9 protein-coding genes are annotated in these 16,276 nt (G+C 70.4%); 2 read left to right on the forward strand and 7 right to left on the reverse strand.

Translation table 11 applies throughout. The features are described from left to right. Positions 1–16 precede the first annotated feature (16 nt). From HNR73_RS31890 to HNR73_RS40315, 3 genes are all read right to left on the reverse strand, one after another. Positions 17–2,827: an AfsR/SARP family transcriptional regulator gene (locus HNR73_RS31890; RefSeq protein ID WP_184791406.1), complete on the reverse strand. Its 2,811-nt coding sequence runs from the start codon at positions 2,825–2,827 to the stop codon at positions 17–19. Positions 2,828–3,064: 237 nt separating this feature from the next. Next, positions 3,065–3,871 (reverse strand): alpha/beta fold hydrolase, encoded by an 807-nt coding sequence (locus HNR73_RS31895; RefSeq protein WP_184791407.1) that lies wholly within the window; start codon positions 3,869–3,871, stop codon positions 3,065–3,067. A 31-nt stretch (positions 3,872–3,902) separates the two neighbouring features. Beyond that, positions 3,903–5,435, reverse strand: a complete 1,533-nt coding sequence (locus HNR73_RS40315) for a GNAT family N-acetyltransferase (RefSeq protein WP_239122269.1) — start codon at positions 5,433–5,435, stop codon at positions 3,903–3,905. 78 nt (positions 5,436–5,513) lie between these two features. Here HNR73_RS40315 and HNR73_RS31905 point away from each other — a divergent pair, with 78 nt between their 5' ends. Further along, a complete protein-coding gene (locus HNR73_RS31905; protein WP_184791408.1) occupies positions 5,514–8,408 on the forward strand; it encodes an AfsR/SARP family transcriptional regulator in 2,895 nt (964 codons plus the stop codon). 362 nt (positions 8,409–8,770) lie between these two features. Beyond that, a complete protein-coding gene (locus HNR73_RS31910; RefSeq protein ID WP_184791409.1) occupies positions 8,771–9,298 on the forward strand; it encodes a peptidase inhibitor family I36 protein in 528 nt (175 codons plus the stop codon). Here HNR73_RS31910 and HNR73_RS31915 read toward each other — a convergent pair. The 4 genes from HNR73_RS31915 to HNR73_RS31930 form a co-directional block, all read right to left on the reverse strand. Next, positions 9,285–11,855 (reverse strand): tetratricopeptide repeat protein, encoded by a 2,571-nt coding sequence (locus tag HNR73_RS31915; RefSeq protein ID WP_184791410.1) that lies wholly within the window; start codon positions 11,853–11,855, stop codon positions 9,285–9,287. The genes HNR73_RS31910 and HNR73_RS31915 overlap by 14 nt on opposite strands. A 205-nt stretch (positions 11,856–12,060) precedes the next feature. After that, positions 12,061–13,467: a hypothetical protein gene (locus tag HNR73_RS31920; RefSeq protein WP_184791411.1), complete on the reverse strand. Its 1,407-nt coding sequence runs from the start codon at positions 13,465–13,467 to the stop codon at positions 12,061–12,063. A gap of 250 nt (positions 13,468–13,717) precedes the next feature. Further along, on the reverse strand, positions 13,718–14,812 hold the full coding sequence (locus tag HNR73_RS31925) for a ricin-type beta-trefoil lectin domain protein (RefSeq protein WP_239122268.1): 1,095 nt from the start codon (positions 14,810–14,812) through the stop codon (positions 13,718–13,720). A gap of 95 nt (positions 14,813–14,907) precedes the next feature. Continuing rightward, positions 14,908–16,266: a ricin-type beta-trefoil lectin domain protein gene (locus HNR73_RS31930; RefSeq protein ID WP_184791413.1), complete on the reverse strand. Its 1,359-nt coding sequence runs from the start codon at positions 16,264–16,266 to the stop codon at positions 14,908–14,910. Positions 16,267–16,276: the final 10 nt, after the last annotated feature.

Consider the following 16,276-nt stretch of genomic DNA (forward strand, 5'->3'; position numbering starts at 1 on the left):
GACCGAAGAGCTCCGCTCAGGACACTCGCGACCCGAGCCTGTCGCGGAGCTCTTCGGCCGATGGATGGCCGAGGTCGTCGAAGATGACCAGGGCCTGCCGCCAGATCCGCTGAGCGGCGGCGAGGTCTCCGGCGTCGCGGTGGGCGTCCCCGAGCCGGGTGAGCGTCTCGGCCTCGTTGTAGACGTCCCCGAACTCACGGAAACCGGCCAGCGCCAGCCGGAACTCTCCGAACGCCCGGTGGTACTCCCCCCGTCGGCAGTGCACACAACCGATGCTGTCGCGCACGATCGAACCACCGTGCAGGTCGCCGAGTTCCTGGTGCATCTCCAGGGCTTTCACCAGCAGGGGCAGTGCCGCGTCGTGCTGCCCGGACTCCAGGCGGAGCCAGCCGATGCTGTTGAGCACCCTCGCCTGCCCGACCCGGTGCCCCGCGGCCTCGTAGAGTTCGAGCGCCCGCTCGTTGTGCCACAGCGCCTCCTCCGGGCGACCCAGGCGCGCGATGACCGACGACACGTCGCTGTGCCCCCGCGCCCGCCCGGCGAGGTCGCCGGTCTTCTCCGACAGCTGGAGCGCCCGCGTGAAGTACTCCTCGGCCTCGTCGTTGCGGTCGAGCCGATCGGCGGCGATGCCCAGACACCGCACCATCTCGACCTCACCGGGAAGATCCCCCAGACGCCGGGTCGCGTCGACGCCCGACTGCAGCACCCTCCGCTCGGGCCACCGGCCGCGCCAGGAGACGAAGGGCATCAAGGCCCACAGCAGGCGCCACCGGTGTGCGTCGAAGGCGACGGGCGCACACTCGACGGCGGCGAACAGGGCCAGGTGCTCCTCGGCGAACCACGCGGTGGCCTCTTCGGAGGTGGTGAAGTCCTCGGCGGACACCTCCTCGGAAGCGGCGATCGGCTCGATCCTCGCCCGGGTCGGGTTCAGCAGAACCGCGGCCCCGCAGGCCGAGTGCAGGTAGTAGTCGAGCAGCTGGCCTACGGCGGCCCTCCGCTCCGCGGCCGGGTCGAGACCTTCGGTCTGCTCGACGGCGAACAGGCGGAGCAGGTCGTGAAAGGCGTAGCGACCGCCCCCCTGGTCGACGAGCAGGTGCGCGTGGCACAGCTCGGCCAGCAACCGACGCGCGTCGGCGACCGGGACACCGGCGAGGTTCCCGGCCGCCGCCGCGGTGATGTCGGGCCCGAAATGCAGGCCGAGCAGACGGAAGAACCGGGCGCTGCGATCCGCTAAGGCACGGTAGGAGGCGGCGAAGACCTGGCGCACGCTCGTCGCGGCGTCACCGCCGTCGAGGTGGGTCAACCGCCCGGGCGTCTCGCTCAGCTCGCGGGCGAGCTCGGACAGGGCGAGGGCCGGGTCGGTCAGGACGCGTCCCGCGGCGATGGCCAGCGCCAGCGGCAAGCGGCCGCAATGGGCGATGATCCGGTCGACCACATCGGGTTCGGCGGCGACGCGAGTCGTGCCGAGACGCCCGGCCAGCAGTTCACGCGCCTCGGCGGGCGGCATCAGGTCGAGGTGCAGGGCTCGCGCCCCTTCGGTCACGACCAGCGGAACGAGGCGACTGCGGCTGGTGACCAGAACGAGGCAGCCGGGTGAGCCGGGCAGCAGGTGCCGGACCTGGTCGGTGTCGGCGGCGTTGTCAAGCACCACCAGCACCCGCCGTCCGGCGAGGACACTGCGGTAGAGGGCGGCCTGGGCGTCCAGCGACGCCGGTATCCATTCCGGCGGGACGCCGAGGGCGTCGAGGAACCGTCGCAGGGCCTCCGCGGGCGTCATGGCGGGGCCACCGGGGTCGAACCCGCGCAGGTTGATGTACAACTGCCCGTCCGGAAAACGGGCGGCGACCTTGTGCGCCCAGTGCACCGCGAGCGAGGTCTTGCCGACGCCGGCGGAGCCGACGAGCACGACCACCTCGGATCCGGCGCCCGGATCACGGCCGAGTCCTGTCATGACCTCGTCGAGCCATCGGAGGGGACCACGCCGCCCGGCGAATGCCCGTACGGCCGAGGGAAGCTGGCCGGGCACCGGCGCGGCGGCGGCGCGCGGCACCGCATCCGGTGCGGCCGCCGCTACGGTTGCCGGCGCGGCGAGCGCGCCGTCGTGGCGCAGGAGCGCCACCTCCAGCTCCCGCAGCTCCGGGGACGGATCGATGCCGAAGTGATCGTCGAGTTCCTTCCGCAGGCACCGGTAGACCGTGAGGGCATCGGTCTGGCGCCCGGACCGGTACAACGCGATCATGAGTTGGGCGTGGAGGCGTTCGCGGAAGGGATTTTCCCGGACCAGCCGCTCCAGTTCGGCGACGACGGCGCCGTGCTCCCCCATCGCCAGCCGAGCGTCGAACAGCGATTCGAGAGCCGACAAGTGGGCCAGTTCGAGGCGGACGGCCTGGTCGTCGAAGTAGGTCGAGCCGGCCAGATCGGCCAGTGGCCGGGCACGCCACAAGTCGAGCGCCGCCCGGAGACTCGCGGCGGTCCGCGCGGGCTCGGTGACGGCGGTTCCCTGCCGCACCAGGCGTTCGGCGACGCCGACATCGGTGGAGTCGGGCCCGAGCGCCAGCACGTAGCCCGGAGGTCGCGCCACGATCGCGGCCTTCGATCTCAGCACCCCGCGCAGATAGGAGATGTGACTCTGGAGCGTGTTGACGGCCGTCGCGGGTGGACGACCGTCCCAGACCAGATCTATCAACCGCTCGGTGCTCACGACGTCCCCGGCCTGTAAGGCCAGGACGGCGAGCACGGCTTTGCGTCTTTGCCCCGAGACCGGCCGGACGGCTCCGTCGACGACGACGTCGACGGGCCCCAGCAGCCGGATTTGCACCCGATCCATACGAACCCCCGTTGTGATAAGCCACCCCTCCACATAGTTAAACGGATGCCACGCGGTTTTAGTTCAATGTCCGCGCGGCGGGCCGGGTGCTTCTGGACGGTCCTCGCCGCCCGTCGAGACGGTCAAAGCCTCGCGCGGGCCAGCGTCCTCGATGAGCACCGAAACGGCCGGACGAACAGGAAGCGGCGCGCCTCCACCAGGAAACGCGCCGCGTTCGGTGCACGCCCGGGCGATGAATCAGCCGGCGGCGTGGGCGCTGACCTCGCGCACGGCGTCGGCGATCGCCGTGAACTCCCTGCGCAGGATCTGATCGTGGTTGCTGGGGACCTTCGTGCTCTCGATGTTGGCGTTGCGTTCGACCACGTCCTTCACGCTGGCGCGAATGACCTCTTGTTCCTCGCCCTTGCTGCCGGTGGACACTCCCGACGCGAGCACGTAGCGCGTGGGCACGGTGATGGCGTCCAGCACCGGCCCCAGATTGGCGGCGCGGGCGATCTTCCCGAGCTCGATGTTGCACTCGGCCTGCTGGACGGCGTTGAGCCGCGGGGTGAGTCCGGTCGGGCGCAGGAGGGCCATGACCGGACGCAGGCGCTTGAACAGTTTGCGGATGCGCACCTCCATCGCGTCGTCCAGCCAGTCGTGCGGCTGTGCGCCGTCGACCAGCACCGAACCGAGGACGCGGCCGGGGTTCCGGCTCGTCCAGTGCGCGGCGAGGAAGGCCCCGTACGACCAGCCGATCACGACCGCCTTCTCGGTCACGCCCCGGGCGGCGAGGACCGCGTCGACGTCACGAATCGCCGCCTCGAAGGAGTAGTCGGCCGAGGTCTGCGACTTCCTGCCTCGACCGCGTTCGTCGAAGGTGATGTGCCGAAACTCCGGGCCGAGGTCGGCGATGACGTGTTTCCAGTAACCCTGCGTGGCGAACTGGCCGTTGAGGTAGATGACCGGGATGCCCCTGCCGCCGGTGTCGGTGACGGACAGAGCCGTGTCGTCGATCGGGACCATGCCGGTCCATGTCGTACCGGTCGCGGTGACGATGCTCATGATGTTCCCTTTCCGGGGTGGTGAACGGGGGTCAGGTGGTGGGCAGGTCGAGCTGGTATTCGTGGGTACGGCGGTAGGCGCGGAAACCCAGTCGCCGGTTGACGGCGATCATGTGGGTGTTGTCGAGGGCGTTGTCGGTCTCGATCTCGACGATGTCGGGGCGTTCGGCGCGCAGCCTGCGCACCATCGCCGCCTTCATCCACAGCCCGAGGCCGTGGCCGCGATGCGCGGGTACGACGACGGTGTCGTACTGCCACGCCCGGCGGGTCTCCCCCGCGCGGATGACGAGCTCGGTGTACCCGGCCATCTCGCCCTCGCCGACGGCGGCGGTCGTCAGCAGCTGATCGCCGCGGTCGGCGAGTACGGCGGCCATGGCGCGGACACGATCGGCGGTCCAGGTCTGGGTGCCGTAGTCCATGTCGCCGGTGGGCATGTCGTTCATCGCGTTCTTGGCCGCGGCGAAGGCTTCGGCGAGTTCGTCGGGAACGGTGCCGGTCCACGTGGCCAGCTCATAGCCGGTGCGCTCGTTGTCGGCTTCGGCGTCGTCGGCGTGCGCGACGTCGAGGAGCAACTGGTCGAGTGACAGCACCCGCCGGAAGCCCCGCGCGGCGCAGAAGGCGTCGCCCGGTCCGTCACCGGTCACCGCCGTGATCAGGCTCCGGCGCCGGTCTGCCGTCGCGGCGGACACGGCCGCGTCGAACAGGCGCGAGCCGACGCCGAAGCGCCGATGCCCCGGGTCGACGTGGGCCTCCAGCTCCGCGAGGTGGTCCTGACCGGCCGAGGTGAACAACCGCAGCCCGGCGACGCCGACGACCGCACCGCCGGGATCCGTTGCCAGCCAGAGAAGGCGGCGACTGTCCAGCCCCGCGGCGGTGAGCCGGCCGTGTACCTGTTCGACGGTGGGCCGGGGCTCGGCGGGCAGATCGTGGGCGAGGGAGGCCGTCACCACCGCGTGCCAGGCGGCGGCGTTCTCGGCACTGACGTCGGACAGGGGGACGAGATCCATGAGGGGCTCTTCTCGGTCGGTGTGGCGTACCAGCGGCCAGTCGATGGCCACACGGGCGGCGTTGGCGAGGTAGTTGGTGAAGGCGTTGAGGGCCACGAACGCGATGACCTCGACGATCTGGCCGTCGGAGACACCGGCCCGGCGGGCCCCGGCGAGCTGCTCATCGGTGACGGCACCGTGGTCGCGGATCACCGAGCGGGCCAGGGCCAGGACGGTCGCGGCCCGCGGGGTGTCGGCCTTCCCGTGCCTCGCACGGGTGGCCTCGGCCTCGGTGAGCCCGGCGACCTTGGTCCCGAGGAAGGAGTGCGCCGACAGGCCGTAGTCGCAGCGGTTCTCCTGCGCCACCAGCAAGGCGATGCGTTCGAGCACGTCCGCCGGGAGGGTCTTCTCGGTGCTCAGTGCGCTCAGTACACCGACGTAGCCGTCGAGTACCGCGGGGCTGTTGGCCATCACCTTGACCAGGTTGGGGACCACCCCCAGCGCCTGGTGCGCGGCGGTCAGCAGTCGATGGGTCTCGCCGGTGGCGGTCTCCGGGTCGACGAAGGGGAGCGCTTCCATGGGGTAATCGTGCTGGTGGCCCTTGATAGATTCCCGATGCGATCTCTACGCACGACTCGGCGGCCAGAGGAGAACGGCATGCGCTTGGCGATCCTCGGCCCGGTCGAGGCGGTGGGCCCCGGTCCGCGAACGCCCGCGCTGGCGCCCCGGCACCGGGCGGTGCTCGCTTATCTGCTGCTGCACGCGGGAACCGTGATCAGTACCGGCCGGCTGATCGACGCGATGTGGGGTCCGGCGCCGCCGGACTCGGCCCGCGCGCAGATCCAGACCACGATCGCCGCGATCCGGCGGATGCTGCGTGAATCGGCGGCCGACGCGATCCTCGCGACACGGCCCGCCGGGTACGTCATCACCCCCGCGCCCGGGCAGCTCGACCTGACGGAGTTCACGAACCTCCTCACCGAAGCGCGTACCGCCTCCGCGGACGAGGCCGCGACGCTGATCCGTTCAGCGCTGGCGTTGTGGCGCGGCGAGCCCCTGGCCGACATCACCGCCCACTATGTACCGGCCACCCGGGCCAGGTTGAACGGGCAGCGGCTGACCGCCGTGGAACAACTCGGCGACCTGGAACTCGACGCGGGCCACCACGACGAGATCATCGACGAGCTGGCCGCCCACCTCGCGGCCAGCCCATCGCGGGAACGCCTGTGCCGCCAGCTGATGCTCGCCCTGCACCGCGCCGGACGCCAGCCCGACGCACTCGCCGTCGCCAGGACCTTCCGGGCGAACCTCGCCGAACAGCAGGGCCTCGACCCGGGAACCGCGTTCACCACACTCGAACAAGACATCCTGCGCGACGAACCCGGACTCCGGCCCCCGGCGCCCGCGCCCACCGAACAGCGACGCGTCAACTTCCTGCCCTACGACGTACCCGACTTCACCGGACGCGACGGCGAACTCAACGACCTGACACACCTGTGGACGGGCCGCGACGACGGTGTCATGACGATCTCGGCGATCGACGGGATGGCGGGCGTCGGCAAGACCACCCTCGCCGTCCACGCCGGACACCACCTCGCCGGGCACTTCCCCGACGGGCAACTCTTCGTCGACCTACAGGCGCACACCGCCGGACAGGCACCGCTCGACGCGAGTGCCGCGCTCGCGATCCTCCTGGGACAAGTCGGCGTTCCCAGCGAACGTATTCCCGCGACGCTCGCCGACCGCTCCGCCATCTGGCGCTCCGAACTGTCGAAGCGGCGGGCCCTGGTCGTACTCGACAACGCCCTGAGCACCGACCACATACGCCCGCTGCTGCCCGGCACCTCCCGAGCCCTCGTCCTGATCACCAGCCGCAGACGGCTGATCGACCTCGACGGCGCACGAGCACTGTCCATGGACGTACTGCCCGCCGCCGACGCCCTGGGGCTGTTCACCGCGATCGTCGGCGAACGCGCGAAGGCCGAACCGGTCGCCGTCCTCGACGTGCTCCAACTCTGCGGGTTCCTGCCCCTGGCGGTCCGCATCGCCGCCGCCCGCCTCCACCACCGTCCACGATGGACGGTCGAGTACCTGGCGACCCGACTCCGCGACCAGCGTCGCCGACTCGCCGAACTGAACACGTCCGAACGCGGCGTGGCGGCCGCGTTCACCCTGTCGTACCAGCAACTGACCGCCGGCCAGCAACGCATGTTCCGGCTCCTCGGGCTACAGCCGGGCCGCGACATCGGAGCCGACGCCGCCGCCGCGCTCGCCGGCGTCTCCTTCGCCGAGGCCGAAACCCTGCTGGAGGACCTCCTCGACGCCCATGTCCTCGCCCAGCACGAACCCGGCCGCTACACCTTCCACGACCTGCTGCGCGAGCACGCCCTGGCCACCGCCACCGCCGAGGAACCCGAAAGCGGCCAGCGCCAGGCCCTCGACCGGCTGATCCACCACTACCTCCACACCGCGAGCGTGGCCGTAAGCCTGCTGTATCCCGGCGAACAGAACCGCCTACCGCGGATCCCTACACCCGAGACCCCCACCGCACTACCGCGCGATGAAACCGAAGCGCTCACCTGGCTGGACACCGAACGCGCCAACCTCGTCGTCTTCGGCCGCCACACCGCCGACCACGACCGGCCCGCCGACACCGGCCGTCTGGCGATCACCATGCACCGCTACCTGCTCGGTCACGCACACCAGGCCGACGCGATGGCCTTCCACGAGCTCGCGCTGCGCACCAGTCGCCACAACGGCGACCGGTCCACCGAGGCGCGCACCCTCCTCGACGCCGGTGAAGTGCACTACTGGTGGCACGGCGACTACGAGAAGGCCGGTGAACACTACCGGCGCGCCCTCGATCTCGCACGCGACAGCGGCGACCGCGTCGCCGAGGCCCGGGCGTCGCAGAACCTCGGCATCCACGCCCAACGGCGACGTGCCTACGAGCAGGCACAAGACCACTTCCGGTCGGCCGTCACGCTCTTCGGGGATCTCCACGACCACGGCGGCGAAGCCAGATGCCTCACCGAACTCGGCATCATCCACCAACATCACGGCCGCTACGAAGACGCCCACGAGCACCAGCGTCGCGCGCTGTGCCTGTACCGCGAGAACGGTTCCCGCATCGGCGAGACCATCGTCCTCAACAACCTCGGGCTGCTGTGCCGGCGCGAAGGCCGCCACGACCAGGCCCGCCGTCACCATCAGGACGCTCTGGAGCTGTGCCGTGCGTACGACTTCCCCGGCGACGAGGCCGAGTCCCTCAACGCCCTGGCGGAGGCCGCCCGAGCCATGGGCGACCTGGCCCAGGCCGTCACCGAACACGAAGGCGCCCTCGCCATCGCCCGCGAGGTCGGCTACCGCCCCGAACAGGCCCGCGCCCACGACGGTCTGGCCCGCGCACACCGCGACCTCGGCGACATGGCGAACGCCGGGACTCACGCCCGACAGGCCCTCGACCTCTACATCGACCTCGACGTCCCCGAAGCCGACGAGATCAGCGCCTTCATCACCGAACTCCACCTGACCGGACACACCGACGGGTGAAGGCGCTGGTCGGCGATGACGCCCGGAACGCCGCATCGCCCACAGTGGTCTCCACCGCCGCGGCCATCGTCGATTCGCCTCGATTCCAACGGATTCGAATGATCCCTGGCCGCCGCGTTCCGGTCTCGGTTCACTGGGCCTCGTTCACCACTTCGCGGCTCCGGCACTCGGAGAAACGCGAGGAGGCGGGCTGAATCCGGGATCGGGGCGGTGTTCCCACGAGGCGTTGAACTCCGGGGGCGGGCGAATGATCGGTCGCGCGGCAGGGCTTCGTGAGGCCCGCCCTCCTTCCCGGGAGACCCTTCGAGGAAGGAAACAACGTGCGACTCCAACGAAAGACCCGAAGGCCGATTCTCACGTCCATGCTGATCACGTGCGCGGCCATCGTGATCGCCCTGATCGGCGGGGAGTCGGCAGCGGTGGCCGCACCCGCGACCGGTTCCTCCGTCCAGGCGCAGATCGACGCCCTGCTGGCGCAGCACCCGGACGGAAAGCAGATCAACGACAACGAGATCGCCTGGGAGAACGGGGCAGTGGTCCTCACCATTCCGGCGGCCGGTCAGCCGACCGCCTACGGTCCCGGCGAGAAGGCGGTTCCGATGGGGACCCCGAACTGCTCGTACTACTGGACCTGCCTGTACGAGCACGCGAACTACGACGGCCGCCGGCTCCGCTTCTCCTCCTGCGGCTACATCCAGGATCTCGGCGGCTACGGCTTCAACGACCAGACCACCTCATGGCACAACAACCAGTCCGGAGGGGCCCGCACGAGGGTCTACGACTGGCGAGGAGCCTGGGTGCAGCTCTGGGCGACCGGGGAAGCACAGTCGTGGAACCCCAACGTCGGTAAGGACAACAACGACAAGGCCGACGGAATCAAGGCCTGCTGACGGGGCGGGCCGCGGTCGGTTCTTCACAAAGAGCCGGCCGCGGCCCCTCGCCGTGTGCGGGTCCGTCGAGGCCGCGCAGACGTTCACGCATCGTCTCGGCGTACCCGTGGCCGAGGTTGGTGTAAAGGCCGAGCGCTTCGCGCCAGGCTCCCGCGGCGGCGTCCCGGTCGCCCAGCTCCGCGTGGACGTCGCCGAGACGGCCGAGGGTTCCGGCCTGCTCGTAGGCGTTGCCCGCGTGGCGGAACAGGTCGAGTGCCCGCTCAAGGTCGAGGATCGCGCCCCGGGAGTCACCGAGGCGGTGGCGGAGGTAGCCCAGACTGTCGCGGGTATGGGCGATTCTGGTGCGGTCGCCAAGCTCCTCGTGGATCGACAGGGCCGCCAGGCACGGTTCGACGGCCTCGTCCAGGCGACCCAGTTGGGCCGACAGCCAGCCGATCGCGTTGAGCGCCCGCGCCTGGCCGGGACGGGACCCGCCGACCCGCTCCAGGATCAGGGCCTGATGGGCGTGGTCCAGGGCGGCTCCGAATCTCTCCGCGCGCTCCTCCACATAGGACAGACCATGGTTCACGGCGGCCTGGCCCGCGACGTTCCCGGACTCACCGTAGAGGCCGAGCGCCCGCTCAAAATGGAACCGGGCACGCCCGAGGGCCGAGTGGTGGATCGCCGAGGACGCGAGGAAGCGGTGACCCCGGGCCCGCACCTCAGGGTCGCCCAGGCGATCGCCCGCTTCGAGCGCCAGACGCGCGGCCTCCAGCTGGCGCCCCCACAGGCCGCTGTCACCGAGGTGGTTCAGGATCGTCCACACCAGCCGCCACACGTGGTGGTCGCGCCCGGTCTCGGCGGCATGGGCGACGGCCGCGAGCATCCCCCGGTGTTCGGCGTCGAACCACGCCGACGCCTCCTCGAAGCCGGCGAAGGTCTCCGGCGCGGTACCGGCGGCCGGTTCGGTCACGTCGATCGGCTCTCTGCTCGGCTCGATCGCCCTGGACGCCGCGACACCCGAGTGCAGCCAGTGGTCGAGCCCGCGTTCGATCGCGTCTCGCCGGTCGGCGGCGCTCTCGTGGGTCTCGGCGAGACCGGCGGCGTGTTCCCGCAGGAGATCGTGGAAGGAGTAGCGGCCGTTGGCATCGAGTGAGAGCAGGTTGGCGTGCGTCAGCTCCGTCAGGAGCCCAGGTACGTTGCCGGTGTCGGCCGCCAGGACGCTCGCGGCCCACGGGATCGAGAAGTCGGATGTCCGATGCAGGCTCAGCATGCGGTACGCGCGCTGAGCACCCGCACTGAGGCGGTGGTGGGAGAGGTCGAGAGTGGCCGTGATCGCGGTATCCGGGTCGGCGGGTCCGATCGCCAAGGCTCCGAGGCGGTCGGCTTCGAGCAGGCGCGTGTAGCCGGCGACGGTCTCGCGGCGCGGGTGATGGTGGGTCAGATAGTTCGCCGCGGCGATCTGGAGCGCGAGCGGCAGTCGTCCGCAGGCCTCGGCCAAGGTGTCGACGTCCTCTTCGGGGGTGTACTTGACGGCGAGCCGGCCGAGGAGCTCGCGCAGCAGGGACGCGGCTTCGTCCGGCCCGAGGACGTCGACGGCGACGCGGGACAGGCCGCTGCTGGTGACGTCCAATCCGGACAGCCGACCGCGGCTGGTGACCACCGTGAGGCACTTCGGATCGGCCGGGAGCAGCGGGCGCACCTGCGAGGCGGCATGGGCGTTGTCGAGCACCAGTAACACGGGGCGCCCGGTGAGCGAACGCTGGTAGAGCGCGTGCTGCGCGTCGGGGTCGGCGGGGATCTCCTCGGGACGAACTCCCAGCTGGAAGAGCAACCGGATCCGTGCCGTCTCGGTGTCGACCGGCGTGGACGTGCTGTAGCCGTTCAAGTCCAGGTACAGGGCGCCGTCGGTGAGGGTCGCCTTCACCTGGTCCGATCGGGCCCAATGGACGGCCAAGGCGGTCTTGCCGACGCCTCCCATGCCGGTGAGTGCGACGAGGACGCCCGTCCCGCGCCCGTAGTCGCCCAGCAGCCGGTCCAGGCGCCGCAAGGCCCTGCGCCGCCCGGTGAACGACCGGTTCGCCCCCGGAAGCGCACGTGACTCCCACACCACCCCCGGCCCGAAATCCGGGGCGGCGCCGGTGAGGCGCCGGCGGACCTCGTCGAGCCCGACCCGCTGATGCAGGTCGAGTCCGAGCGCGGCATGGCTCAGCAGCAGGTCGAAGCGATCGGGACTGTCGGTGGTCGGAGGTGCCGGCAGATGCTCACCCTTGAGCCAGTTGTAGATCGTGCTCATCGACACGTCCTCGGTCGTCGCGGCGATCTCGCGAACCGTTCGTCCCGAGTCGGCGATCCGCGCCCGCAGCCAGGCACCGAGTTTCACGGGGGTGTCGAGGTGATCGAACTCCCCCGCCTCGAACGCGGCCCCGCGCCGAGCGGCCGACAGCCACCGACGCACCACGCCGGCGCCCACGCCGAGTTCGCGCCCGACCTGCTGCGGCGAGATCCGGTGCCGTTCCATGTGCGCCGCGAGCCATGTCGCGAGGCGCGCGGCCGTGCTGGTCTCGGCAGATCGCATACCGTCCCCCGGTTTCCGGTGCGCCGGTCATCCCCATGACCGACTCCACCCCAACGTATTCAAACCAGTCGATTTCCGCAACGGGAATGCGATGAGGCGGTCACCTCGCCTCACGGGCTGCACGACCCCGGCACACCGCACGGGGATCGTCGCCTCAACGCCGATGGCCGCGGAGGCGCCTCCGCGGCCATCGGGTCCATGAGGTCTATCGCTTGAAACGGATCGGTCTGCTGTCGTCGCAGGTGTCCCAGTTGAAGTGGGGCTGGGGATCGCCGTAGCCGCCGTATCCGGCGAGCACGATGCCTGTGGCGTCCCTGTTCACGCTGTCGATGCGGACGGTCAGCTCGAACGTGCTCGTGCGGCCGACGAGGAACCCCTGGTGGACGTCGCAGACGTAGCGCGCGGGCGGATTCTCACCGCGACCCGCGCCTTCCTCGCAGTAGTCGCCGAACCCGGTCACCACGACACCTTCGGGCAGGTCGAACCACACGGCCGTCACGTTGCTCAGGCCACGGTTGTCGGGCAGCATCCCGGGCCCTTCGTCGCCGACGCCGATCGTCAAGGTCGCCTCACCTGTCCGCGCGGGCAGTCTGCCGGCGGTCGGTACGAGGTTCGGACGGTTGTCGCCGGTGATCTGGATGAAGAACGGACCGTCCCAGTCCTCGTTTTCGACGACGACGCTTTGTACCGGCGCGTCCGGCGGCGCGGGAGCCGCGTCCACCACGGTCAGCTTCGGGCCGGTGCCCGGACGCGGGTCGGGCAGGTAGGTCTCCTCACCGGAGGCCACCCAACCGACCGTCGCGTCGGTGAAGCCGGGCGCGTAGGCGTCGCGCCTGACCTTCAGACGCACCGGAGCCGACAGCTCGTAGGTGCGGCCCGGTTCGAGCACGACCGGGAACGCGCACTCCAACCTCATCCCCATGCCGCTTTCGTAGTCGGAGGTCAGGCAGTTGGCCGGAGCCTTCGACGGCGCCTTGAGACCGGTGGCGGAGACCCGCAGCCTCGGGTTGTAGATCGGCCGCGTACCGGTGTTGGTGACGGTGACCGGGATCTGGGCGAGTTCGCCGATCCCGGCGGTCACCAGGGGCATCTCGCCGAGCCCGAACGCGACACCGTCGATCACGCTCACCGACTGGTCGCCCAGCCCGGTGTCGGCGCCGTCCCCGGTTACCCGCATATGCAGCCGGCCGGCCCCTTCCTGCCAGTCGCGAGTGGTGAGGTGCAGCTCCGGAGCCGGCAGGCCCACGATGGACTCGTCGCCCAGTTCGGCGTCACCGAGGGCGCAGGTGAACACGTCGCCGAGTCGGTCGCAGGACACGATCCCATCGGTGTCACGAACGTCGACGTCGGCGAAGCCGGTCAGCTCCGAGACGTCCACGGTCAGCGTGACATTCGTGACGGTGACGGGCGGCGCGAAGGTGTAGGCGCTGACCGGGATGGCGTGCACGGTCGTTCCGATGCCGACGGGCACCCGGACGTCCTGCCAGTCGCCGACGCTCAGGTAGGTGTCCTCGGGGTCGGCATGGGCGGGTACGGCGTAGGTGAGCAGAGTGCCGGCGAGGAGCACGGCCCCGATACGCGCGAATAAACGCGACGATGGAATGCGATTCACTTCTATCCCCCGTTCGTGCGGTCCCGTGGGCTACGGGACACGACACGATGGTCACGCCGGAAACGACCTCGCCGGTTGCGCCGATCCCCCAGACGGCGTCGGGAACGAACCGATCGACGCCGCCACCCCAACTCGACATCCTCCGTCGGTTCGAAACCGTGTGCCGGGCAACCGATCCTGCCTGTCCCCCGGGACCCCGCCGACGTGACGGCGCACCGGCCGGCGGGGCCCCGGGGGATCCGGCACGGCGTCAGGCGCGGATGCTCCACCGCTGGTTCGCTCCGCCCCAGCAGCCCCAGAGCTGGATCTTCGACCCGTTGGCAGTGGCCGCCCCACTCACATCCAGGCACAACCCCGAGGCGAGGCCGGTGACGCTGCCGTCGGCGTTGAGGCTCCACCGCTGGTTGGCCTGGCCGTTGCAGTCCCACAGGACGACCGCGGCTCCGTTGGCCGACCCGGCCGCGTCGAGGCACTTGCCGCCGTTGCCCGTGAGCCGACGATCGGAGGTGTACGTCCAGCGCTGATTCGCGCCACCGTGGCAGTCCCACAACTGCACCTGAACACCGTTGGCCGTGCTGGAACCGGGCACGTCGACACACCGGCCCGACTGCGCGCCGACGATGGTCGCGCCCGCCTGCGCGCCGGGCGAGCCGATACTGCCGGGCACCGACGACAACGCCGCGTACCAGACCGCGGCCATCTTGTCGTAGCCCCCGGCCGTCGGGTGCACACCGTCGATCAGGTCCGCCGTCGCCAACGCAGCGTGCATGTCCACCAGGTGCACGCGCTTGCCGGCGTTCACCTTGCCCTGCACGATCCCTGGAACCGCCGCGTTGAACGCCCGTACCGCGTTCTCCTGCCCGCTGTTGGCCAGCGGAATGATCTGGGCGACGAACACGTCGGCACCGGGTGCGGCGTTCGTGACGCGGTCGATCAGCGCCGACAGGCGGTTCGGCGCGTTGCCCAGGTCGTAGTTCTGCAGCACGTCGTTGGTCCCTATGTGCAGCAGTACCGTGCGCGGTTGGTACGTGCCCAGCCAGCCCGCCACGTTCGCGGCCACCTGGTCGATGCGCCAGCCCGGATGTCCCTCGTGGTCGTGGTCGCCGAGGCTCCCGGGGCCGTTGTACTGCGAGCCGACCAGGTCGACGGTGTACCGCGCGCTCGCCAGGCGCTGCCAGAGGCCGATCCGGTAGCCGCCGGGCACCTGGGTGCCCTCGGTGATGGAGTCGCCCAGCGGCATGACCTTCACGCCGCCGTTCGACTCCGCTGACGCCGGTTCCACCGCCGCGGCGACCAGGGTGACCGCGAGGCCCAAGGCGGCCAGCGCCGAGAAGAATCTCGTCATCGTCGTTCTCATGCGTCCGCTCCGTTCGCTTGTTTGTCGGGCATTGCGGTGAAGGGAGGGGCCGAAGCCGGCCACGCGCCCGGCCCCGGGCAAGGTCAGCCGCGCGTGCTCCACTGCTGGTTGGCGCCGTTTGAGCAGGCCCACAGCTGGAGCTGCGTGCCATTGGTGGTGCCTTGGCCGGTGGCATCGAGGCACAGTCCGGACTGGACGCCGGTGATGGTGCCGCCGGCGTTGAGGTTCCAGCGCTGGTTGCTCTGGCCGTTGCAGTCCCAGACGATGACGGCCGTGCCGTTGGCGGTGCCCTGGTTGCCGGCGTCGAGGCACTTCCCGCCGAAGACGGTCAGCTGCCCGTTCGCCGTGTAGGTCCAGCGCTGGTTGGTGCCGCCGTGGCAGTCCCACAGCTGGAGCCGGGTGCCGTTGGCGGTGCTGGAGCCGGGCACGTCGAGGCAGCGTCCGGACTGTCCGCCGACGACCATCACGTTCTCCTTCGTGGGCGGCGGTTCGCTCGGTGACCCGAACTGCGCGATGAAGCGCCAGGCCTCGCCTTTCGTCCAGGTCCGGACACCGTCCTCGCAGCCGCAGCCGTCCACGGGTCCGGGCATGTGGCCGCCGTCGAAGGCGGCCCACTGGACCGGGTAGCCCGAGCGGCAGCCCGTGTAGACGGTGGTCACGTGGGTGCGGCTGCCCGGGGACGGTTCCCGCGGGCTTTGGGCGGTGCATCCGTTGGTCCTGACGAAGGTGTCGCGCAGGGAGCGGCCGAGCCCGATGCCGAGCACGTTGTCGGAGATGCCGTGGATCCCGAAGTACCCGATGGGCTGCGCACCGCCGCCGGCGCAACCGCTGAGCTGGGCGCCGGAGTAGACGACCACGGCCCGGAACACGTTCGCCCGGCCGCAGGCGATCGCGTAGCTCATTCCGCCGCCGTAGCTGAATCCCATGGCGAACAGCTGGGCGCTGTCGACGCACATGTCCGACTGGATGCGGTTGACCATGGTGTCGACGAAGGCGATGTCCTCGCCGTTGTTGTTGGCCCAGCCGTTGCCGAAGCCCTGGGGCGAGACGAGGATCGCGGTGCCGTTGGACTGCTCCTGCATGCCGTAGTAGGCCCACGGGGCCCCGCTCGTCCCACCGGAGGCCACGTCGTACATGGTGCCGCCGCGCCAGTGGAAGGCGGAGATCAGGCGGTACGGCGTGCTGTTGTTGTAGTTGGCCGGGAAGCGCAGGACGAAGCTGCGATTGACCCCGTTGCTGGAGATGGTGTTGGTGCCGTTGGCCAGTGTGGGGTTCTTGCCGCATCCCGTCGTCGGCGCGGCGACGGCGGGATCGGCGGCCGAAGCCGCGGTCGGGGCCGCCGCGACAGCCGTGCCGACGACGAGGGCAGCCGCCAGGGTCAGCGCCGTCGTCAGAAGGTGCGCTAAGGCGCGGGTACGGAGGTGAGCCGAACGTGGAATCATGGCGATTCTC

It is taken from the genome of Phytomonospora endophytica, assembly GCF_014202425.1.
Lineage (GTDB): Bacteria > Actinomycetota > Actinomycetes > Mycobacteriales > Micromonosporaceae > Phytomonospora > Phytomonospora endophytica.

What these genes read in the sequence shown, in the direction of transcription:
- HNR73_RS31910 (WP_184791409.1), top strand. Translation starts at nt 8,771, where the DNA reads ATGCTGATCACGTGCGCGGCCATCGTGATCGCCCTGATCGGCGGGGAG.
- HNR73_RS31915 (WP_184791410.1), bottom strand. Translation starts at nt 11,855, where the DNA reads ATGCGATCTGCCGAGACCAGCACGGCCGCGCGCCTCGCGACATGGCTC.
- HNR73_RS31895 (WP_184791407.1), bottom strand. Translation starts at nt 3,871, where the DNA reads ATGAGCATCGTCACCGCGACCGGTACGACATGGACCGGCATGGTCCCG.
- HNR73_RS31925 (WP_239122268.1), bottom strand. Translation starts at nt 14,812, where the DNA reads ATGACGAGATTCTTCTCGGCGCTGGCCGCCTTGGGCCTCGCGGTCACC.
- HNR73_RS40315 (WP_239122269.1), bottom strand. Translation starts at nt 5,435, where the DNA reads ATGGAAGCGCTCCCCTTCGTCGACCCGGAGACCGCCACCGGCGAGACC.
- HNR73_RS31930 (WP_184791413.1), bottom strand. Translation starts at nt 16,266, where the DNA reads ATGATTCCACGTTCGGCTCACCTCCGTACCCGCGCCTTAGCGCACCTT.
- HNR73_RS31890 (WP_184791406.1), bottom strand. Translation starts at nt 2,827, where the DNA reads ATGGATCGGGTGCAAATCCGGCTGCTGGGGCCCGTCGACGTCGTCGTC.
- HNR73_RS31905 (WP_184791408.1), top strand. Translation starts at nt 5,514, where the DNA reads ATGCGCTTGGCGATCCTCGGCCCGGTCGAGGCGGTGGGCCCCGGTCCG.